This is a genomic window from Candidatus Syntrophosphaera thermopropionivorans, from assembly GCF_004353895.1.
Classification (GTDB): Bacteria; Cloacimonadota; Cloacimonadia; order Cloacimonadales; family Cloacimonadaceae; genus Syntrophosphaera; species Syntrophosphaera thermopropionivorans.
The window spans coordinates 43,885-64,178 of record NZ_SMOG01000005.1 but is presented as its reverse complement, the minus strand read 5'-3'; the positions used below and the strand labels follow the sequence as shown (position 1 = coordinate 64,178).

The 20,294-nt window shown below is 35.4% G+C and carries 18 protein-coding genes and 1 tRNA gene; 10 read left to right on the top strand and 9 right to left on the bottom strand.

What is annotated here, in order from left to right:
• Positions 1-167: 167 nt before the first annotated feature.
• Together E0946_RS03060 and E0946_RS03055 are read left to right on the top strand one after the other, a co-directional pair.
• Positions 168-1,082 (top strand): hypothetical protein, encoded by a 915-nt coding sequence (locus tag E0946_RS03060; protein ID WP_133200998.1) that lies wholly within the window; start codon positions 168-170, stop codon positions 1,080-1,082.
• An 8-nt stretch (positions 1,083-1,090) separates the two neighbouring features.
• Positions 1,091-2,026: a D-alanine--D-alanine ligase gene (locus E0946_RS03055; protein ID WP_133200997.1), complete on the top strand. Its 936-nt coding sequence runs from the start codon at positions 1,091-1,093 to the stop codon at positions 2,024-2,026.
• A gap of 53 nt (positions 2,027-2,079) precedes the next feature.
• On the opposite strand, the gene E0946_RS03050 is transcribed toward E0946_RS03055, so the two are convergent.
• Positions 2,080-2,346 (bottom strand): hypothetical protein, encoded by a 267-nt coding sequence (locus E0946_RS03050; RefSeq protein WP_133200996.1) that lies wholly within the window; start codon positions 2,344-2,346, stop codon positions 2,080-2,082.
• A 338-nt stretch (positions 2,347-2,684) separates the two neighbouring features.
• Here E0946_RS03050 and secG point away from each other — a divergent pair, with 338 nt between their 5' ends.
• The 6 genes from secG to E0946_RS03020 all read left to right on the top strand — a co-directional run bounded on the left by secG (position 2,685) and on the right by E0946_RS03020 (position 8,096).
• A complete protein-coding gene (secG, locus tag E0946_RS07380) occupies positions 2,685-3,101 on the top strand; it encodes a preprotein translocase subunit SecG (RefSeq protein ID WP_243713730.1) in 417 nt (138 codons plus the stop codon).
• 6 nt (positions 3,102-3,107) lie between these two features.
• Positions 3,108-3,196, top strand: a tRNA-Leu gene (locus tag E0946_RS03040).
• 240 nt (positions 3,197-3,436) lie between these two features.
• Positions 3,437-4,624, top strand: coding sequence for a glycine C-acetyltransferase (locus tag E0946_RS03035; RefSeq protein ID WP_133200995.1), 1,188 nt, complete (start codon positions 3,437-3,439; stop codon positions 4,622-4,624).
• A 9-nt stretch (positions 4,625-4,633) separates the two neighbouring features.
• Positions 4,634-5,473: a 16S rRNA (cytidine(1402)-2'-O)-methyltransferase gene (gene rsmI / locus E0946_RS03030; protein WP_133200994.1), complete on the top strand. Its 840-nt coding sequence runs from the start codon at positions 4,634-4,636 to the stop codon at positions 5,471-5,473.
• Positions 5,470-6,114, top strand: coding sequence for an HAD-IA family hydrolase (locus E0946_RS03025; RefSeq protein WP_133200993.1), 645 nt, complete (start codon positions 5,470-5,472; stop codon positions 6,112-6,114). Before rsmI ends, E0946_RS03025 begins: the two co-directional genes overlap by 4 nt.
• Positions 6,115-6,206: 92 nt before the next feature.
• Positions 6,207-8,096 carry a T9SS type A sorting domain-containing protein gene (locus tag E0946_RS03020; RefSeq protein ID WP_133200992.1) on the top strand — a complete coding sequence of 630 codons (1,890 nt, stop codon included), beginning with the start codon at positions 6,207-6,209 and terminating at the stop codon, positions 8,094-8,096.
• Positions 8,097-8,353: 257 nt separating this feature from the next.
• Here the strand turns inward: E0946_RS03020 and E0946_RS07440 are convergent, their stop codons facing one another.
• The 8 genes from E0946_RS07440 to E0946_RS02985 form a co-directional block, all read right to left on the bottom strand.
• Positions 8,354-8,479 (bottom strand): hypothetical protein, encoded by a 126-nt coding sequence (locus E0946_RS07440; RefSeq protein ID WP_277997828.1) that lies wholly within the window; start codon positions 8,477-8,479, stop codon positions 8,354-8,356.
• A gap of 101 nt (positions 8,480-8,580) precedes the next feature.
• Positions 8,581-9,324 (bottom strand): glycosyltransferase, encoded by a 744-nt coding sequence (locus E0946_RS07375; RefSeq protein ID WP_243713728.1) that lies wholly within the window; start codon positions 9,322-9,324, stop codon positions 8,581-8,583.
• Positions 9,314-10,525: a glycosyltransferase family 4 protein gene (locus E0946_RS03010; RefSeq protein ID WP_133200991.1), complete on the bottom strand. Its 1,212-nt coding sequence runs from the start codon at positions 10,523-10,525 to the stop codon at positions 9,314-9,316. The genes E0946_RS07375 and E0946_RS03010 overlap by 11 nt, the downstream gene beginning before the upstream one ends.
• Before the next feature lie 139 nt (positions 10,526-10,664).
• Positions 10,665-11,579 (bottom strand): cation diffusion facilitator family transporter, encoded by a 915-nt coding sequence (locus E0946_RS03005; RefSeq protein ID WP_133200990.1) that lies wholly within the window; start codon positions 11,577-11,579, stop codon positions 10,665-10,667.
• Positions 11,572-12,612, bottom strand: coding sequence for a hypothetical protein (locus E0946_RS03000; protein ID WP_133200989.1), 1,041 nt, complete (start codon positions 12,610-12,612; stop codon positions 11,572-11,574). The genes E0946_RS03005 and E0946_RS03000 overlap by 8 nt, the downstream gene beginning before the upstream one ends.
• Positions 12,613-12,614: 2 nt before the next feature.
• Positions 12,615-13,862, bottom strand: coding sequence for a lysine 2,3-aminomutase (kamA, locus tag E0946_RS02995; protein ID WP_133200988.1), 1,248 nt, complete (start codon positions 13,860-13,862; stop codon positions 12,615-12,617).
• Positions 13,863-13,875: 13 nt separating this feature from the next.
• Positions 13,876-14,937: an L-erythro-3,5-diaminohexanoate dehydrogenase gene (gene kdd / locus E0946_RS02990; RefSeq protein WP_133200987.1), complete on the bottom strand. Its 1,062-nt coding sequence runs from the start codon at positions 14,935-14,937 to the stop codon at positions 13,876-13,878.
• Positions 14,938-15,036: 99 nt separating this feature from the next.
• Positions 15,037-15,552 (bottom strand): hypothetical protein, encoded by a 516-nt coding sequence (locus E0946_RS02985; protein ID WP_133200986.1) that lies wholly within the window; start codon positions 15,550-15,552, stop codon positions 15,037-15,039.
• A gap of 188 nt (positions 15,553-15,740) precedes the next feature.
• Between E0946_RS02985 and E0946_RS02980 the strand changes: the two genes are divergently transcribed.
• Positions 15,741-19,178: a DNA polymerase III subunit alpha gene (locus E0946_RS02980; RefSeq protein ID WP_133200985.1), complete on the top strand. Its 3,438-nt coding sequence runs from the start codon at positions 15,741-15,743 to the stop codon at positions 19,176-19,178.
• Positions 19,162-20,277 (top strand): GWxTD domain-containing protein, encoded by a 1,116-nt coding sequence (locus tag E0946_RS02975; protein WP_133200984.1) that lies wholly within the window; start codon positions 19,162-19,164, stop codon positions 20,275-20,277. Before E0946_RS02980 ends, E0946_RS02975 begins: the two co-directional genes overlap by 17 nt.
• Positions 20,278-20,294 lie beyond the last annotated feature (17 nt).

The window sequence follows — 20,294 nt, the reverse complement described above, 5'->3', positions numbered from 1 at the left end:
TATATTGATTTTCATTAAGTTATAGACTAAAAATAGGATGGGGAAAATTGAACAATCCTGTCCTATTTGCCCAGGAATTTTATTCTTTGAGAGAAAATTTAATTAACCGTCGTGGTCTAAGTTTTCTTTGCCTTACATCTGCTTGTTTGAATAAAGGATAATACAATATGAATAAGTCCCGATATAATATTGTAGCACGTTTTCCAAGTAAAGAAGGTCTGTCCTATTGCCCTCTATGGATAAATCCGGATTTTATGTTAGCAGTCCAAAATCTTCATAACTGTGAAGCCAAACAACTTGTCTGTTATAAAGGTGATGAGATAAAGGCAGTTATGCCCCTCTATGAAAAGAAAAAATTGGGAATCAGTTATCTTATTTGTCCTACGAGTTCTTATTATCAAGGACTATGGTTTTACAACTTAGGAAAAAAGGGAGAAAATCGTAGACTACTGGATGAACTTAATATCAGTTCCGACATAGCAATATGGTTGAAAGCTCATTATAAAAAGATGAAATTCAAACTAATGCCAGAAAACTATGATGTAAGAGGTTTCACCTGGAAAAATTATAAAGCAAAACCGCTCTATACATTTACCTATGATTTTCAGGAACCACTAAAACTCTTATATGATGAGAAAACAAAATTAAGCAAAGCGTCCATTTATAATTATCAGTTGGATGAACAATTCCTTCCAGAAGAGTTTATCCATTTGCTCAAGATATTATATCAACGGCTAAATAAAGATTTAGGGTTAGCTTATAGTGCCTTTCAAAAATGGATGGAGGACTTGTATCAGCATCAATTACTTTCTCAATTCAACCTTAGAAGAGAAGGAAAAGTTGTAAGTTCAAGCTTAGTATTGGGTGGAAAAGAAGATGATAGAGCATATCTAATTATGTTAAGCACTCTTCCTGAAGAGATGAAAAATGGTGCCAGTGTTGTTCATTATCTAACTTTCATAGAAAGTCTAAGGGGAAGATTTGATAAGATAGATTTTTGTGGTGGAAATAATCCTGATGTCGCACGATTTAAAGCGGCAATGGGATTTAAATTAGAGTTGTTTTTTATAATAGAAAAGTGAGAGAAATTATGGATAAAATAGCAGTTTTAGAAGGTGGAACTTCTCCCGAAAGAGAAATCTCTTTGAGAAGTGGTGAAGCCATTGCAAAAGCCTTGAGAGAAAAAGGATATGAGGTTATAGAGCTTGATCCAGCTGATTATTCTGATTTTTACTCCTTAATCAGCAAACTTAGGACGGAGAGGATTTCCATTGTATTTATTGGTCTTCATGGTGGTACAGGTGAAAATGGTGAATTACAAGCGGCTCTTTCTCTTGCTGGTTTTAAATATACCGGTTCTGGGCCTAAAGCTTGCACTCTTACCATGGATAAATATGTTTCAAAGCTTATGGCTTTAGATGAAGGCATTCCCGCTCCTGAATATATTCTTATGAGGGAAGATTTACTAAATGATTATCAGGATCCGATTGATTTTTCCGCTATAGAGGCAAAACTTGGACTGCCTATAATAGTTAAACCAAATGACAGTGGTTCTTCCGTTGGAATAAGTATAGTAGACAAATTATTTGAGTTGAAGGATGCCGTAAAACTTGCTTTAACTTATTCTGATAGCGTTCTTTTAGAGCAATATATTCCCGGGAAAGAATTAACCGCAACAGTTCTTGATGGGAAAGCGTTACCCTTAATAGAAATTAGACCTTTAAATGGCTGGTATGACTTTAATAATAAATACAGTAAAGGTCACTCTGAATATCTTTGTCCAGCACCAGTAGAAGAATCAGTTTCTCAGCTTATTCAACTTTATGCCGAAAGATTATGGAAGATTTTTGGGTTAAAAGGATATGCCAGAATTGATTTTCGCTATGATGGAAATAAACCTTATTTTCTGGAAGTTAATACTCTTCCTGGAATGACAGATTTAAGCCTTACTCCTATGGCAGCAAAAGCAGTTGGAATAAACTTTCCAGAATTAGTAGATAAAATCGTTTCTTTAGCTAAAAAATAGAGGAAAATGGTTTTCCTGCCCTTCCTTCTTATTAACACTAATAATTAAGTTTTTTACTCCTCTTCAAATTGTATTCCTGCCTCTTTTAGAGCGTTAATCAAATTATTTCTAATCGTGGTTAATTTCTTCAATTTTTCAGCCCAATCAGCATAATGATAGCGTTCACCTACCTCTATTATTTTATGACCCTTTAAATGAATCTCAAAAGCTATCTTACTATATTCAATAGAGTCCTTTTCTAAACCCAAATCACGAATCCTGGAGACCTTACGGACTTGTTCCAGTTCTAAAATTTTTCCATCAGGTAAAATGAATTCCATAAATACCTCATTATTTTTTCATTTCAATTTTCTTTAGAAATATTGTCAATAATTTTATGGTGAATTTTTAGAAGGATTTCCAAATAGATTAAAAATATTTAGGTTATAGTTATTTTTCAGTGCTTTAGAACTAATAAAATAAAATACATATTACCACATATTATAAGGCAAGATATAAAACTCTTATTTTCTTATCTCTGTTAAATGGATAATTTTTTTTAACTCACTGAAATTTCAAATGTAGTAGGAATTAAATAGGATTTTATGATTGACAAAAATGGAGGAAATAAAATAAAGAAAAAAAATTAGGATTTTTTAAAATAGAAAAGGAAAAAAGAATGGTCTTATATACTGTATCTTTGGTCATTCATATCATAATCTGTGTTGCACTGGTATTTGTGATTTTAGCTCAAACATCAAAAGGTGGTCTGGATGCCAATTTAGGTGGAGCAGCAATGAATGTATTTGGAGGTAGTGGAGCTTCCAAATTTTTAAGGAAATGGACTCAGATTTTAGGTGTCTTATTTGTCATTTCATCACTTTTTCTAGCTTTTCAAGTGACAAAGACAAATCAGGCAAAAGCTCCTAAGATATTAGAAGAACAATTTGGTGAAACCTCCAAAGCCCCAGCTGGTACAGAATCAAAGACAAATAAGTCAGTGACAACAATACCAGGTAATAATGAACAGACTGAGACCAAAGCAATTGATGGTTCTTCTTCAACTCAGAAAACAACAGAAGATTTAAAGAAATAAATTTATGCAGAAGTGGTGGAACTTGGCAGACACGCAAGACTAAGGATCTTGTGCCTGTAATGGGTGTGCGGGTTCGAGTCCCGCCTTCTGCACCATACTTAAAGCTCTCCAGATTTGGGGAGCTTTTTTTCTAGCTCAAAAGAAAATCTCATTCCTTATTAGTTATCTAAGTAGAGATTACCCATAGGTTACTAAGAGAGGGCAAATTGTATCTAATCTATAGATAATTCAATAATAGCTCGTTTGAGTCCGATATGTTTTAGCTTTTTTATTGACTGAATAGTGAATTTCAAAAATTGTAATATAAAATTAAAACTAAACAATGGAGGTTTGCCATGTTTGGCAAAATGAAAACAGATTTACAAAATATGCTGGAGGAACTAAAAGAAAAGGGTCTCTATAAGAATGAACGGATATTAACTACACCTCAGGGTGCTTCCATTCGGGTCAGCACCGGTCAAACTGTCTTGAATTTCTGTGCCAATAACTATCTTGGATTAGCCAATAATCCTGAGGTTATTAAGGCAGCTCAGGATATTATGAATGATTGGGGTTATGGTTTGGCATCTGTTCGGTTTATTTGTGGAACTCAGCAAATTCATAAGGATTTAGAGCACAAGATATCTGAATTTTTAGGCACTGAAGACACTATTTTATACGCAGCTTGTTTTGATGCCAATGGTGGTCTTTTTGAACCGATTCTGGATGAAGAATGTGCTATTATTTCGGATGAACTTAATCACGCATCTATTATAGATGGTGTCCGTCTTTGCAAAGCTCAACGATTTCGTTATAAACATTCCAATATGGAAGAACTTGAGAACATTCTGAAACAAACTCAGAATATGAAATATCGTTTAATTTGCTCTGATGGTGTGTTTTCTATGGATGGTGATATGATAAAGTTGCCGGAAATTTGTGATTTGGCAGATAAATATGATGCCTTAGTAATGGTTGATGATTCGCATGCCACAGGTTATATTGGACCCAACGGTCGTGGAACTCCGGAATATTTTGGAGTTCAGGATCGGGTAGATATTTTAACCAGTACTCTGGGTAAAGCTATGGGTGGTGGTAATGGTGGATTCACAACTGGCCGTAAAGAAATAATAGAAACTCTTCGGCAGAAAAGTCGTCCCTATTTATTCTCCAACTCTCTTGCTCCAGCTATAATTGGTGCCAGCCTGAAAGTGATAGATATGTTATCCGGTTCTTCTCAACTGAGAGATAGACTTTGGGATAATGCCAAGTATTTTCGTGAAGAGATGACCAAAGCAGGTTTTGATATTGTAGAAGGTAATACGGCAATTGTCCCGGTGATGCTTTATGATGAGCCCTTAGCAATGAAGATGGCAGATATGTTACTGGATGAAGGAATCTATGTTATAGGTTTTGTTTATCCAGTAGTTCCCAAAGGCAAAGCTCGCATCCGGGTTCAACTTTCTGCTGCTCACAATAGACAAGATTTAGATAAAGCTATAACAGCTTTCAAAAAAGTTGGGAAAGAATTAAATCTTATTTAAGGAGTAACTTTGCCAGCAGGCAATCTCTATCTTGTTCCAGTTCCGATTGGGAATTTGAGAGATATAACCCTGAGAGCACTGGAAATCCTGCAAAAGGTTGAGATTATAGCTGCAGAAGACACGCGCAATACGCGTTCACTTCTCTCGCATTACCAGATAAAATCAAGTAGACTTATTAGTCTGCATAAATATAACGAAAAGAAGCGTATACCGGAGATTCTTGAACTTTTGGAACAAGGCAAGGATATTGCCGTTGTCTCAGATGCAGGAAGTCCAGGAATCTCCGATCCTGCTTCTTTACTTGTTCAAGAAGCTATTGACCATCAAATAAATATTATCCCACTACCTGGTGCTACTGCTATCATTCCTGCCTTAACGGCATCTGGTTTTAGTACTGAAAGTTTTCTCTTTTTAGGATTTTTACCTCTAACTACCAAACATAGAAAAGAAAAACTGACTCTCATTAAAAACTCTATACACACTGTTATTTTGTATGAAGCACCTCACAGGATAAAAAGAACTTTAACTGAACTCTCTGAATATATTGACAATAGAAGAATATGCCTTGCTCGAGAAATTACTAAAATATATGAAGAGTTTATTAGAGGCAATATTCAGGATATTATCACGAATTTTAATATCAAAGAAAAGGGTGAATTTGTGATTGTTATTGAAGGTAATAAGCGTTCAGAAGGAATAGATAGGACTGAAATAAATCAATATATAGAAGAACTTCTTGGACAAGGTTTAAGTTCAAAAACAATAGCTCAAATGGTAGCGAATAGATTCAGGATAAGTGCAAATAGCGCATATAGTATGGTGCTAAAATTAAAAGGAGGAAATCTATGAACCTCGCTTTAATTTTTGATTTTGATGGAACAGTTGCCAATTCTATTGAAGCCATTTTACAGTTAATAAATAAGCTTGCTCCCAGTTATGGCTTTGAGCCACTTTCTCAGGAAACTTTTAATACTTTAAGGGACCTATCTATACCCAAAGCCTGCCGAAAATTGCATTTTCCTCTTTCCAAACTACCTCAGGCTATAATGACTGTCTTAAATGAATATAGACAAATTATGCCGCAGCTACTGCCCTGTCCCGGAATGGATACTGTAATTAGAAAATTAAAAGAATGGGGAATTATATTAGGTTTGATTAGTTCTAATGATGCAGAACATATTAATGACTTTTTAAAGCGTAATAATCTTGATTGTTTTGATTGGATTGAAGGGACCAGAGGAATTCTCGGAAAACACAACAGCATAAGCACTCAGGTAAAAAAACATAAATTAAATCAAAACCACACTTTTTATATTGGAGATGAAGTTAGAGACATTAAAGCAGCTCATCGTAGCAAAGTTAAGATTATTAGTGTAACTTGGGGACTTCACTCAGAAGAAAATCTACTTCGTCATCATCCAGATTATCTGGTGAGGAAGCCAGAAGAACTTTTAGACCTCGTCCAGAATATACAGTCAAATTTATTATAAAGAAAATCGCAGGATAAACTTGACAGAAATAGATGATTCTATATTTAAACAAATTGGATTTCTAATTATTTGCAAAAAGGAAGGAGAGAACAATGAAACGCTTTCTTTCAATATTTTTAATAGTATGGGCTGGTATTTTTCTATATGCTGTACCAAGAAATTTGGTCGTAGTAGAAGTTGCTACAGGCACCTGGTGCCAATATTGCCCTGGTGCTGCGATGGGTTGCCATGACCTTTTGAATAACGGTCATCCTGTAGCTATAATTAAAAATCATAATGGCGATAGTTTTGCCAATGTCTATTCTAATGCAAGAAATAGTTTTTATGGTGTATCTGGTTTTCCTACTGCTTTCTTTGATGGGTTGAATCCAACCGTAGGTGGAAGTAATAGTAGCTCTATGTATTCAAACTATTTACCTAAGGTAAATGCACGGATGCAAGTTCCTTCACATTACACTATTTCTGCGGTGGGAACTCAATCTAATAATCAATTCCAGGTTACAGTTACAGTTACTAAACCTGAGGATGATACTAATACAAATATTAAATTGCATGCAGTCCTGACAGAATCAAATATCCCATTTGTATGGTTCAATCAAACTACAGTAGAGAATGTCAATCGTTTAATGATTCCCGACCAAAATGGCACACCAGTTAATTTAAATACCGGAGAATCTACAACTATCAATTTAACATTTACTCCTGATGCTTCTTGGAATATTGCTAATTGTGAAATGGTATTCTTCCTTCAGAATATGACCAGTAAGGAGATTTTACAGAGTGTGAAATATTCTCTTCCTGGCTTAGTTGGTGCTTATCCTGTATCGGTTGACCACATAGATTTTCCACAAACTTTTATTGGTGGAAGTTCCACTGTACCTATAACGATAACCAATTTTCTTGCTGAACCTGTAACTGGGACTATTTCTATAAATAATTTTGTCTTTAGCAGTAGTATCACCAATTTCACCATACCTGGAACTCAGTCCATAACGGTTGATGTGACCTTTACTCCTACTGCAGCAACAAGTTATACTGGAACTTTAACGATTACAAGTAATCTTTACAATCATCCAGTTATTAATATTCCCTTAACAGGGACAGGATTTTTAAACCATGCGCCAACCGCTACAAATGTGGTTATAACTGGTCCTCCAGTTATTTATCAACAGCTTACCGCATCATATACATTTTCGGATATAGATGGTGATGAAGAAGGTTCTTCAATTTATCAATGGTACAGAGTGATTGGTCAACCCCACCCTATTGAAGGAGCTAATCAACTTACTTATACTCCTACTGAAGAAGACCTGAATATACCTCTTGGCTTTAGAGTTGTGCCTGTAGATGAACACGGAATGAATGGTATTCCTGTAATGAGTGCTTTTACTATCCCTATCCAGGAACTTCCACCTCCAAGAAATCTTCATGGTACCTATATTCCACCCAATACTGTGCAATTAACTTGGGAACCTCCACTTTATTTTGATGTGAAAGGACTGGTTGGCTATAGGTTATTTAGAGATGAACTACCCATTTCTACCATAACTAATCCCAGTATATTAAGTTTTTCGGATGTGGGAGTGCCTAATGGAACTCATCAATATTGGGTTTGCACTTTATTTAACAATCCTATGATGCTATCAGGACCATCCAATGTGGTTACTATCGTAGTAGGTACTGCTATTGATGATCCTGCAGTTCCTGCTGTTACTTCAGTTAGTGTATATCCTAATCCCTGCATGGGAAATGTCTCTTTCTCTATTCAAACCAAAAGTAATGTACCTGCGCTTATGAGTGTTTACAATGTAAAAGGACAATTAGTGAAACAATTTAATACAATAACTGATGCCATAGGAAATGCTATCCTTTTCTGGGATGGTACAGATAATCAATGTAGGAAAGTTGATAGCGGAGTCTATTATTATCGTGTAGAAGCGGATAAAGATAGGATTAGTGGTAAATTGCTGATGATTAAATAAAAGAATATTCCAAAAATATAAGATAACCCCCCCGGAATTAATAAGTTCTGGGGGGATTCTTTTTATCTCCAGAGAAACGAAATGTATTTTCAGGAATCTGGATAAAGCGAGAGAAGTTTTTTGGTTAAGTACTCTCTGGAATGTTGTTCTATAACTTCCTTAGGTGGTGGAGGGTCATTTCTACGAGAATAGCAGATCCGTAAGGCTTCTGCAATAGCTTGAGGATCTTCTATATAGGCATGAACACCAGTTTGAGTTTAATTAACTAAATCTGATATAACTGAGCGTTGAGGTCCAACTGAAAGAATGGGTCTTCCGTCTCTTAATAGTTCAAAGATTTTGCCAGGTAGAACTTTTTGGGATTCCTCATTATTCTCTCTCATAACTAAATTAATATCAACACTACAAATATAATTTAATGCTTCTTTATGTGGTTTATAACCCTCATAAGAATAGAAATCAAATCCGGTTTGTTTGATTTTCTCTAATAAAAGAGAGTAGGATAAGAAAATTTAACCGGGTTGACATCCTTAAAATCTTCCTCATCATAACCATTGGTGATAGTGCACGATTTTGATTCTAACCAAGGATATTTTTGGGTATAATTATTTCGGTCTGAATCTGATACAAAAACTGCCATATCACAAGTTGTTAAAACTTTTTCATCCATTTTTTCAATATATCTTTGTCTGAAAGGAAGGATTTTTTTCTTCATATAAATTGCAAATTGCCAGGGATCACGGTAATCAGCAATCCAGAAAATTTTATTACCGAATTTCTTCTTGAGATGAATACCGGTCAAAAAAGAAGAATAGGGAGAAGCTGTTATATAGACATTTTTGATATTATGCTTTTTTATTAGCTGGATAGCTTTATGTGTAGCAAAAGGGACCCAGCCGATTTGTTTATCTATCGGGAAAAGAAGATCGTTAAAGAATTTTATTAGACGCCAAAACTGTCTTTCAATAGGATTTTGGGGAGTAGTTTCTTCAAAGCAAGTACTGGTAATTTTAGCATATTCAGGTGTTTTGATGCCCAACCCTCTAACTTTGTGGATATGAGCTTCTGCTGGTATTTCCGCTAAAAGACTATAGTCTATAATAGTATTAGTCGGTTTTTTAGGAACTATTGCATGTACTTCCCAACCCGCGTGACAGCTATATTTCAGAAATTTTAGGGGTCTTTGAACACCACTGCCACCACTTGGGGGAAAACTATTAATAATCATTAATAACTTTTGATTGTTCATATACTTCTCTAACTTTTTTTATAAGATCTGATAACATAAATTGTTCCCTTACTTTTTGTTGTCCAGCCTTGGCAATAGCTGCTGCTTTTTCAGGATGAGTTATGAGCCATTCTATTTTATTTGCAAGGTCTTCACTGTTACGAGGTTCTGCATATAGAGCCTCTTTATCCTCTTCAAATAGTCCATATATTCCTTCTCCTTTGATACCGATTACAGGTAAGCTTGCATACATTGCTTCTAAGAAGACAATACCAAATGTTTCACTATAGCTTGCAAGGACGAAAAGATCAAAAAGTGGATATATATTTCTCAGAATGCTATTTTCAATAGCACCAGTTAATAATACTCTGTCAGATAAATTTAAATTTTGTATTAGTTCTGTTAATCTTTGATGGTCTTTACCTTCTCCAACTATAACTAACTGTATATTTAAACCTTTCTGGAGAAGTTTATAGACTGCTAAAATAAGATAACCAAAACCTTTAGCTTCCAAAAGATTCCCTACAGAAATAATCTTATAAGCATCAGGAATACAGAGATTTCGGATAAATAAAAGTTCTTCTGGTTGAATGGGTGGAGTTGGAGATATTCCATTTCCTGTTACTGTGATTTTATTCTCTGGTATATAGGGAAGAATCCAATTTTTTAAGCGAGGATTAACAGTAAAGATATGATCCCAGTTACGAAAGGCTTTTGATAAAGTTTTCCGATAAAAGGGGATGAGACGGTTACCTTTTAATCTATCAGGATGAGAGCGAATATTATGAAGATATAAGTAAATATGAAAGTTAGTATGATCCAGCCAGGTCTTTAACCAGAAAAGCTCTGGGATATGATGATAATCGTGAACCTGTATTATATCAGGATTCCAAGATTTTATAATGTTCTTAACTTTAGGCAAAGCAAATAGGGGATATGTGATAAAAGAAGTAACAAATATTGATTTTATTGAAGGAAAGAAAATATGAGTAATCTCAATATCTTTCTCTTGTTTATGCTCAGTTTTCAGGGGATAAGGAAAAGATGTTGCAATTACTTTAATCTGATAATATTTTGATAATTCATTTGCATGTTCTTTTACAAAAACACCACATACGGGATTATAACGATGAGGATATAAATCTGTTATTAGTAATAGCTTTTTTTTACGGTTTGGTTGCTCTTCTCTGGACTTATTCATTTAGTTTATACACCTCAAAAAAAAAGAAGTCCAGTTAAAATAAGATTATTTCCCATAAATGTTATACATGTCGGATGTAGTGATATCATTTAAATATGCTATCTTTATTATTGGTCATTATTCCTGTGAAAGCTATGAATCAAGATACTTTGAAAAATGGACCCTTATTTGAGGAAGCTGGATGAAAATGTATGGTTACCCTCCTAAGACTATCATGGAAATGATTCATAAGCCTTTCTTCAACCTTATGTGAAATTTTATTCCCTTCATCCACAGTGATATTTCCATCTACTCCGATAATCATCTCAATAGTATATGAAGGACCAAATCTATGAACTCCTAAGTCTTCAATATCTCGCACTCCTTCCACAGACAAGGTTAATTCTCTCACTATATTTCCAAATTCTTTGTCTGGAACCGCATCCATAAGCTCTGAAGCAGATTGGAAAATGATAGAAATTCCTGTACGAACAATAAATATTGCTACAATTGCACCAGCAGCAGGGTCCATCCATAAGATTCCAAATTTAGCCATTATTACACCAACTATCACTGCTCCAGAAGCCATAATATCATTTAAATGGTCTTTAGCTAAGGCGAGAAGGGTAGGGTTTTTAGTTAAGGTAAAGTTCTTCTTAGTATAATAATATAAATAAATCTTCAGCATCAGAGTCAAGAAAGCGATTAATACCACAAAGGTTGAAGCAGATTGAAAGGGTTCTACTCCAGTCACAAGATCAAAGATTTTATTGAGGGATTGCCAGAAGATAGCGATACCCGTTGTAAGAATAAAAGCTCCAACCACTATAGCTGAAATACTTTCTAATTGTCTATGTCCATAGGGATGTTCAGAGTCAGCTGGTTTATTTGCCTGTCGCATAAAGAACTTTACTGCAAGATAATATACCACATCAGAAGTGGAATTGATACCATCGGCTAATAATGCTTGAGAATGACCAATAATTCCCACTATAGATTTTATAATGGCTAATCCTACATTGCAGAACAGACCAAGATTAACGGTTTTTCCGGTTATCTTATCTCTATCACTCATATCCTAATTCCATCACATCAACAAAATTAAGGTCAGGAAATTGAGCACGCAAGTAAGCTCTAAATTCTTGTGCTTCAATATCGGAAAATCCTAAACCCATAGAATTAAGAGCCCAGTTTCTAATGCGAAAAGGAATCAAAGCCGTAGGATGATGTTGAGTATAAAAAAATTCCAGTCTTTTTAAACGGATTTTCAGGCAATTAGGATGACGAACAATTAATTGAGCTCCGCTCTGAGATAATATATTTTTTATATCCTGGTAGACCATATCAGTAATAGCACCTGGAATATAAATAGCTTCAGTATTCTTGGAAATCATTTGCCTAAGTGGTTTAATATTACCTATGAGAGAGACTAATCCACTGGGTTTCCAGTTCCTTTCTTCATAAAGACAAATCTCCTCTGAATCAAGTAGAAACTTATATTCAGGAGAATTTGGAGTTACCAAAGTACTTTGTGGAATAGAATTTAAGATTTTTAATCTATTAACCTCATCCGTAATTTCATCTAAAGTGCCAAAATTGGCACCAATGACCATAATTACTGCATCAATATATTCTGATTGAGCTATGGATTTTCGGTCTATAGAACCATCTATTAGCACTTTTTCTGCCCCATAATTCTGGATTAATTTTAGAGTTTGAATCTGTTCTTTGACAGTAGAAGGTCCCGTTATCTCAGTTTGCAGAGGAATAAGAGTTTTTGCCATCCACAAAGGACGGTCTACTGAGAAAGGAAGTTTTGACAGCACGACTATCTGACAACCTAATTCATCTAATGTTGAGGTATCACAGCAAAATATGAAGTCTTTATCAAGAATTACAGGAGGTTTAGGAATACGAAACAAGAAATCAGTCTCTTCACCATCTATTCCCGTACTAAAAACTCCCCAGGTTCCTTTCTTTCTAAGGGAAATCAAATGATTGAGGAGGGTTGTTTTCCCTGCATTTTTGCAGATACCGACAATAGTAATCGCTTTAATACTTTCCTCTTCCAGCCAATTAAAATGAGAGGAACCAGCAAATTCAGCCATAATTAAGATTTCCGACGTTTCATCCGTGCTGTATCTGAGGGACCTATAAAGACTTTTTTACCTCTCAACAGAGCCATTACTCCTTCAGTGGATTGATATTCCGGAGCGCAAAGTGATTGATATTTGTTATCATCTGCAGCCACAAAATCTGGTTCAGTATAGGATATTATCATTCCCTCATAATTACGCAGAATAACTCGTCCGGGCATTTGAGAAATAACATAATTTGGCATAACGGGAATCTTTCCACCACCACCAGGGACATCAACTACATAAGTGGGAACACATAATCCAGAAGTATGACCACGTAATGATTCCATAATTTCTATACCCTTTGAGATGGGAGTGCGGAAATGGGAGATGCCTTCAGATAAATCACATTGATATATGTAATAAGGACGCACTCTGTTCTTTACCAAACCATGCACCAGAGCTTTCATCACATCTACATTATCGTTAATTCCTTTTAATAAAACAGACTGGTTTCCCAATACAATTCCTGCTTCAGCAAGTTTGGCTAAGGCAGCACTGGATTCATTGGTTAATTCATGAGGATGATTGAAATGAGTATTCAACCAGAGGAACTTATATTTTTTGAAAATGGATATTAAGCTATCAGTTATTCGTTGAGGTAAAACGACAGGTAGTCTTGTTCCGATTCTAACTATATCAATATGGTCTATCTTTGCTAAGCGGTCTAAAACACTATCAAGACGCTCATCACTCAGAGTTAGAGGGTCGCCTCCAGAAAGGATTACATCTCGCACTTCTTTGTGTTCTGTGATATACTGAATGGCTTTTTCCACATTTTCTTTGGGCATAGGAGCATCAGTCTCTCCAGCTTTACGACGACGAGTGCAATGACGACAATACATTCCGCATTGATCAGTCAAAAGAAGCAATACTCTATCCGGATAGCGATGTGTCATACCTGGCACAGGAGCATCTGCATCTTCTTCTAAAGGGTCTCTCAAATCAGTGGGAGCGATATAACTCTCCTGTATCCGAGGAATACATTGCAGTCTTATTGGGTCCAAAGGATTATCAGGATTGATTAGTGATAAATAATAGGGAGTTATAGCCATCCTAAAAGAGAAAGTTTTGGATTGGGTAACGGCTTCTTCTTCAGGTTGCAATTTTATATATTTTCTTAAGGTCTCAAAATCGGTTATGCGATTTCTTATTTGCCAATGCCAATCATTCCATTCATCTTGAGTTGCTATAGAACGGATATTAATTGTATTAGTCATTTCTACTTTCTCCTTAATTTTCTCCATAGCGTTCTTTGAAGATACGCATTAAAACAGGATTCCTACGAAGTAAATCCAGAGCAATCTCTGAATGATGATGAGCATATCCATTTCCTATCATCATATCCACATCAGCGCCAATTCCTTCAGCGCCAAGAGCTGCTTTGGTGAAAGAAGTAGCCATAGAAAAGAAATAGACAATACCACGATCTTTACATGCCATTATTGAAGGCAGTTCTGTATCTTCAATATTTACAACATTAATAACCACATCTGCCATTTTGCCGTTAGTTAGACGAGAAACTTCTTTTTGGATAGTTAGCGCATCTGTCGCATTAGCAATAATGACTTCATTACAACCTGTTTCTTTGCAGGTTGGTATATAATTAGGATTACGAACCACACCTATAACTTTTCCGGTGATTCCAGCTCTTTCGCGGGCAACCGCATTACATAAAATTCCACTTTTCCCATTTGCACCTAATATTACAACTGTATCACCAGGTTTAACCAAACGTTCCACTTGAGCTGGTGCTCCTGCAACATCAAAAACTGCAAGAGCCAGGGTTTCATCCATATCATCAGGTAATTTAGCATAAACACCACTGCTGAAAAGGATAGCCTGTCCTTCAACTTCAATCTGGTCTTTATCTAAAAGAACTCTTTTTACTTTATCTATTTTTAATGGAGTTAAGGAAAGAGAGACCAGAGTAGCTATCTTATCTCCTACTTTTATCTCTTCTTTCATCTCAAATTTATCACCTATTTGTGCTACTGTTCCAATAAGCATACCACCTGAACCAGTATCCTCATTCATATGTTTACCAGTGCGATTTACCAGGTCTATTGTGTGTTCTGCAAAAGCTTTCTCCAAGTCAGTATGTCCCTGTTCTTCCAATTTCTTTTTTATTTGGTGGAATGAAGCAGAATCAATATTTAATCTCGTTACATTAATGAGCAACTCATTATCCCAGATTTCACTCATATCGTTATCAAGCACTCTGGCTGGTTGTGGAAGCACCCCTTTAGGTTCCAAAACCCGATGTGTTCCATAACGACATCCTCCCGTTTTCATAATTAGCTCCTTTATTATTGATTTTTTTCTTTATTCAAGATTTTTAGCTTATCTTTAAATGTCAAGCAGAACAACAGGTTATAACTTCAAAGAATGGTATCAGGGTTGGGAAATATCAGGGGGGTTATTCTTTATTTTTTGCTCAACCGTTGGTGGAAGTTGAAATAGTTCTGGATAGGAAAAATCGTAATAATAGATACAAAGGTTTCCAGAAGGTGCATATCCATAGATTGCAACACGATGTTCATCAAAAATCCAGCAAATTTTTTCTCGCTCTTGGTCTAAATATACCGCTTTTCCATGTATCTTTTCCAGTTGTTCCAGCACATATTCATCCTGTTCCTGAGTATTATCCTTATTATAGCTTACAAACCATCCTACAACAATTTCTTTTATCGGATCAACAATTAAAATGATTGCATCTACGAAATTATTATAATCTGAACGGTAAGTGATTAGATTGCCTTCGATTTCAGATGCTAAAAACCCTTGATAACATAACAGCGAGTCTGCTGTGTTAAGAGGGGCATCATAAGCAATGCCAAAAAGCCCTCTTTGAGCATTTAGACCGATAGCTAACAGTACGAGCAACATTAATAAATATAATCTTTTCATAATTTTTCCTTATATTTTAATCTCAATTCTTCGTCAATTAAAATCAGCTATCTAACCTCATAAAACAGTTAGATTTTACTTTTATCAATCCAAAATAATGTAAGTAGAACTAAATTGATAGTTTGAATTTATACTTTGACAAATCGAGCCTTCTTTTTAATATTTGTCCATAAGAGGAAAAGATAATTATGACTTTCGTACATTTACATAATCACACTCAATATAGTCTACTTGATGGAGCTTGTAGAGTAGACCGTATGGTTAAATTGGCTAAAGAATATGGAATGCCAGCTGTAGCTATCACTGACCATGGTAATCTTTATGGAGCAATAGACTTTTACTTAACGGCAAAAAATGAAGGTATAAAGCCAATTATTGGGATGGAAGCTTATATTATAAACGGTGAATTGGATGATGAACATAGTAAATATGACCCCCGTTATCATCTTATCCTTATTGCCAAGGACTATACAGGTTACAAGAATCTTATTAAATTATCTTCTATCTCTTTTATTGATGGCTTCTACTATAAGCCTCGTATAAGTAAGTCCATATTGAAGCAACATAATGAGGGGCTTATCTGTTTAAGTGGATGTATCAAAGGAGAAATTGCCAGCTTAATAGCACAGCATAAAATGGCTGAGGCACGTGAAACAATTGAATGGTATCAATCTGTCTTTGGAGACCACTATTTCATAGAAATTCAGAATCATGGTCTGGATGAGGAAAAGAGTGTTATGCCAGCTCTGATTTCTTTAGCAAAAGAAATGCATCAACCTATGGTTTTAACTAATGATTGCCACTATTTGCATAAAGAAGACTATGAGGCACATGACATCCTTCTCTGCATCCAGACAGGTAAAAGCTTAAACGATCCCAATCGTATGCGTTATGAGACAAATCAACTCTATTTTAAGACTCCTGAAGAAATGAAAACCATTTTCCCGGAGGAGGAAGAAGCTTATACCAATACCTTGAAAATTGCGGATATGGTTGATTTGGAACTTCGCTATGACAAATTTATGCTACCTAAAATTGAAACTCCCTCAGAATATAAAGATATGGGAGAATATTTACGTGCTCTTTGTGAAGAGGGATTGAAGCTAAAGTATCCTGAACCGAACAAAGAAATTCTGGATAGAATGAATTTTGAACTGGATGTGATTCATCGGATGGGCTTTGATGGCTATTTTTTAGTGGTTAAAGATTTGATAGATAATGCTCGTAAACAAGGAGTTCCAGTAGGTCCTGGACGTGGCTCTGGAGCTGGAAGTATTGTAGCTTATCTGCTGAATATAACCCAAATTGACCCCATTAAGTATGGCTTATTATTTGAGCGGTTCTTAAATCCTGACCGGGTAAGTATGCCGGATATAGATATTGATTTTTGTGCGCAAGGACGAAGTAAAGTTATTGATTATCTCATCCAAAAATATGGTCGGAATAGTGTCACTCAGATTGTCACTTTTAGCACCTTGCAAGCCAAGTCTGTATTTAAAGATGTAGCGAGAGTGCTGATGCTTCCAGCCAGTGAAGCTAATAATATTACCAAGACTATTCCTTTCGGAAAAAGTCTGGAAGAAGCCTATCAGGATTCTCCTGATTTTAGACATCTTATTGATAATAATGAAATATATCAGAGCATCTATAAGCATAGTCTCGTGCTGGAAGGACTTATTCGTCAAACCGGCATTCATCCTGCGGGTGTAGTCATTGCTCCTGGTGATTTAAAAGAATATGTCCCTCTAACTCGTAGTACACAAAAGGGTGCAGAGAATAACATTCTCGTCCAGTACGAGGGAAAGTGGTTGGGTGAACTGAAATTCTTGAAGATGGATGTTCTTGGTTTAAAGACTCTCACTTTAATTCAGAAAACCATTGATATGGTAAAAGAATCACAGAATATAGATATTGATATTGATAATCTACCTCTCACGGATAAAAAAGTCTATCAGCTTTTAAGTAGAGGAGATACCGATGGAATATTTCAGTTTGAATCGGAAGGTATGCGTAAGTATCTGATAGATTTAAAACCTAATATGTTTGAAGATTTGATTGCTATGGTGGCTCTTTATCGTCCTGGTCCAATGAAATTTATTGATACTTACATTGCTCGTAAACATAAAAGAGAGAAGGTCACTTACGACCATCCTATAATGGAAGCAACTTTAAAAGAGACCTATGGAGTTACGGTCTATCAAGAACAGGTTATGCGCATTTCTATGGAGATGGCAAATTTCACCAGGGGTGAAGCAGATTCTCTTAGAAAAGCAATGAGCAAAAAGAGTCTTGACCTCTTGATGCAATTTCAAGAAAAATTTATTCAGGGTGCAATTAGTAATGGTGTTCCTGAAAATGTAGCGGCTAAAATCTGGAATGATTGGTTAGATTTTGCTCAATATGCTTTTAATAAAAGTCATGCCACTTGTTATGCCCTGGTCGCTTATAGAACTGCATGGCTGAAAGCGCATTATCCAGTTGAATTTATGGCAGCATTACTTTCTTTAGAGGATGACCCAGTCAAGATTCCAGTAAAGATTGAAGTATGCAAGTCAATGGGTATTAAGATACTACCTCCAAACATAAATAAAAGTGAAAGGGAATTCAGTGTTCATGGAAAGGAGGTATTGTTCGGATTGAAGGCTATCAAAAATCTGGGTGAAGCTGCTATAAATGCCATCGTTGAAGAACGGCAGAAAAATGGTCCTTTTACCAATATCTATAATTTCTGTTCCCGTTTGGATAGCACAGCAGTAAATAAGACGGTACTGGAAAGCTTAATAGCCAGTGGTGCAATGGATGAACTTGAAGGAACGCGTGCTCAGAAATGGGCAGTTATAGAAGAGGCTCTATCTTATAATACGGGTGAACAAAGAGATAAACGAGTAGGTCAAACCTCACTCTTTGATATAATTAGTGAGGATGATGAATCAGAAGATTATCCACCATTACCGGAGGTAGAAAAATGGAGCTATTCCTATCAATTGGAAAAAGAAAAGGAAGTCCTCGGATTTTACTTAGGTGGTCATCCGCTTTATGAGTATCGTCACCTTATTCAATATTTATCTAATGCCAATTCTAAATCAACCAGAGAACTGGAATCTAAGAATCTTCGCTTGGTGGGGATAATTACTTCTATTAACAGGAAAAGGGATAATAAGGGTAATCTCTATGCTTTTGTTGAGTTTGAAGATTTATCTGGACCCTTTGAAGTGGCTCTCTTCAATAAAGATTATGAAACTTTTTATCCTCTGCTGGTTACAGGCAAAATATATTTCATTTCAGGAACTAAATCAGGTTATACAGGCAATGATGAGAGTCTTTTACGGATAAGTCCACAAAAAATTGTTCCTCTGGAAGATTGGAATAACATTTTGAAGGGTGAACTTAGGTTGAATTTACCTCTGGAAAAATTATCTACGCGTTTTCTGGAAGAGTTCGCTAAATTGGTAAATAATAACGAAGGCAATTTCGCACTTAAAACTATTATCTATACTGATGATGGGGATAATTATAAACTGGAAGCAGCAAAACACATTTTTCCCTCTAATGCTTTGCTGGAATTACTGGTAAATAATAGATTAGACTTCAATCTGAGGCTATTTGAAGATGAAAAAAGCGGCTAAGCTCGCACTTTTATTTATTTTAATTAGCAGCTCTTTATTAGCTCAGGAAGTTATATATGAGCATTATGCTGATGGAGTAGATTTTTGGGTGCTTATTCCTTATAATTCTCTGGTTTTTAAGCATAACACCAATTCCGCAGTATATAATTTAAGCGTTGAAATTAAGAATAAAAAGACAAAAGATAAATTTAATTACGAAGAGACTATTTCTGTTCCCAGACGAGAATGGTTACAAGATACCGCCATTCCCATACATTTTCAAGCTGAGTTAGCTCCGGGGAAGTATGAAACTTTGTTGAGGTTTAAGAACTTGAATTTGGGGAATAAAACTGATTTGAAAAGAAACTTTATCCTGGATAATAAATATACTTCCATTGGTCAGCCATTTATATTTGTTTTTAAAGAGGGTATTCAGTTTCAGCCATCAGATTTAACACGATTACCATCTGAGGTAGATAGCTGTATCCTTCAGCAAAAATTTAGTGTTTTACCTGATAGTATTCAAGTATTTTCATCGCTTCATTCTCAAATTTTTGATTATCCGAGAGGCAAGTATCAATGTGACCTAACTTTATGGGTTAATCAAGATAATATGGATTTCCTAAAGATTGTCTTCTTTGAGGATAATGTTTTTTATGAAATGGAACCTTTTTACTACAGTCCCTGGTTCTATTTTAATGCGATTTATAGCTATGAAGATCAAATCCAGCAAATTCGTTATATTGCAAATCAAAATGAATGGAATAAAATCAGAAAGGCTTCACCAGAGGAATACCCAGAAATTATAGAGCAATTTTGGCAAAATCATGACCCCAGTCCAGGAACAACAAGAAATGAGTTCCGTGAAAGCTTTTATCAAAGAGTTAGAATTGCCGATGAAAGATTTACTGTTCATAAAAAATTGAAGGGTTGGAAGTCCGATCGTGGTAGAATATATATTAAGTATGGCGAACCAGATGAAGTTTATAGTGAAGTTCACCCTTTAGACCTTAAACCCTATATCGTTTGGGTATACTACAAACCCAATCGGGTATTTGTGTTTATGGATAGGGGTGGTTATGGCCAATATGAATTAAGGAATAAAGATGAAGAGTTTTAAATTATTTATATTGATAA

What these genes read in the sequence shown, in the direction of transcription:
- E0946_RS03035 (WP_133200995.1), top strand. Translation starts at nt 3,437, where the DNA reads ATGTTTGGCAAAATGAAAACAGATTTACAAAATATGCTGGAGGAACTA.
- kamA (WP_133200988.1), bottom strand. Translation starts at nt 13,862, where the DNA reads ATGACTAATACAATTAATATCCGTTCTATAGCAACTCAAGATGAATGG.
- E0946_RS02985 (WP_133200986.1), bottom strand. Translation starts at nt 15,552, where the DNA reads ATGAAAAGATTATATTTATTAATGTTGCTCGTACTGTTAGCTATCGGT.
- E0946_RS03010 (WP_133200991.1), bottom strand. Translation starts at nt 10,525, where the DNA reads ATGAATAAGTCCAGAGAAGAGCAACCAAACCGTAAAAAAAAGCTATTA.
- E0946_RS03025 (WP_133200993.1), top strand. Translation starts at nt 5,470, where the DNA reads ATGAACCTCGCTTTAATTTTTGATTTTGATGGAACAGTTGCCAATTCT.
- E0946_RS02975 (WP_133200984.1), top strand. Translation starts at nt 19,162, where the DNA reads ATGAAAAAAGCGGCTAAGCTCGCACTTTTATTTATTTTAATTAGCAGC.
- E0946_RS03060 (WP_133200998.1), top strand. Translation starts at nt 168, where the DNA reads ATGAATAAGTCCCGATATAATATTGTAGCACGTTTTCCAAGTAAAGAA.
- E0946_RS02980 (WP_133200985.1), top strand. Translation starts at nt 15,741, where the DNA reads ATGACTTTCGTACATTTACATAATCACACTCAATATAGTCTACTTGAT.
- E0946_RS03020 (WP_133200992.1), top strand. Translation starts at nt 6,207, where the DNA reads ATGAAACGCTTTCTTTCAATATTTTTAATAGTATGGGCTGGTATTTTT.
- E0946_RS07440 (WP_277997828.1), bottom strand. Translation starts at nt 8,479, where the DNA reads ATGAGAGAGAATAATGAGGAATCCCAAAAAGTTCTACCTGGCAAAATC.
- E0946_RS03050 (WP_133200996.1), bottom strand. Translation starts at nt 2,346, where the DNA reads ATGGAATTCATTTTACCTGATGGAAAAATTTTAGAACTGGAACAAGTC.
- E0946_RS07375 (WP_243713728.1), bottom strand. Translation starts at nt 9,324, where the DNA reads ATGATTATTAATAGTTTTCCCCCAAGTGGTGGCAGTGGTGTTCAAAGA.
- secG (WP_243713730.1), top strand. Translation starts at nt 2,685, where the DNA reads ATGGTCTTATATACTGTATCTTTGGTCATTCATATCATAATCTGTGTT.
- E0946_RS03055 (WP_133200997.1), top strand. Translation starts at nt 1,091, where the DNA reads ATGGATAAAATAGCAGTTTTAGAAGGTGGAACTTCTCCCGAAAGAGAA.
- E0946_RS03000 (WP_133200989.1), bottom strand. Translation starts at nt 12,612, where the DNA reads ATGGCTGAATTTGCTGGTTCCTCTCATTTTAATTGGCTGGAAGAGGAA.
- kdd (WP_133200987.1), bottom strand. Translation starts at nt 14,937, where the DNA reads ATGAAAACGGGAGGATGTCGTTATGGAACACATCGGGTTTTGGAACCT.
- E0946_RS03005 (WP_133200990.1), bottom strand. Translation starts at nt 11,579, where the DNA reads ATGAGTGATAGAGATAAGATAACCGGAAAAACCGTTAATCTTGGTCTG.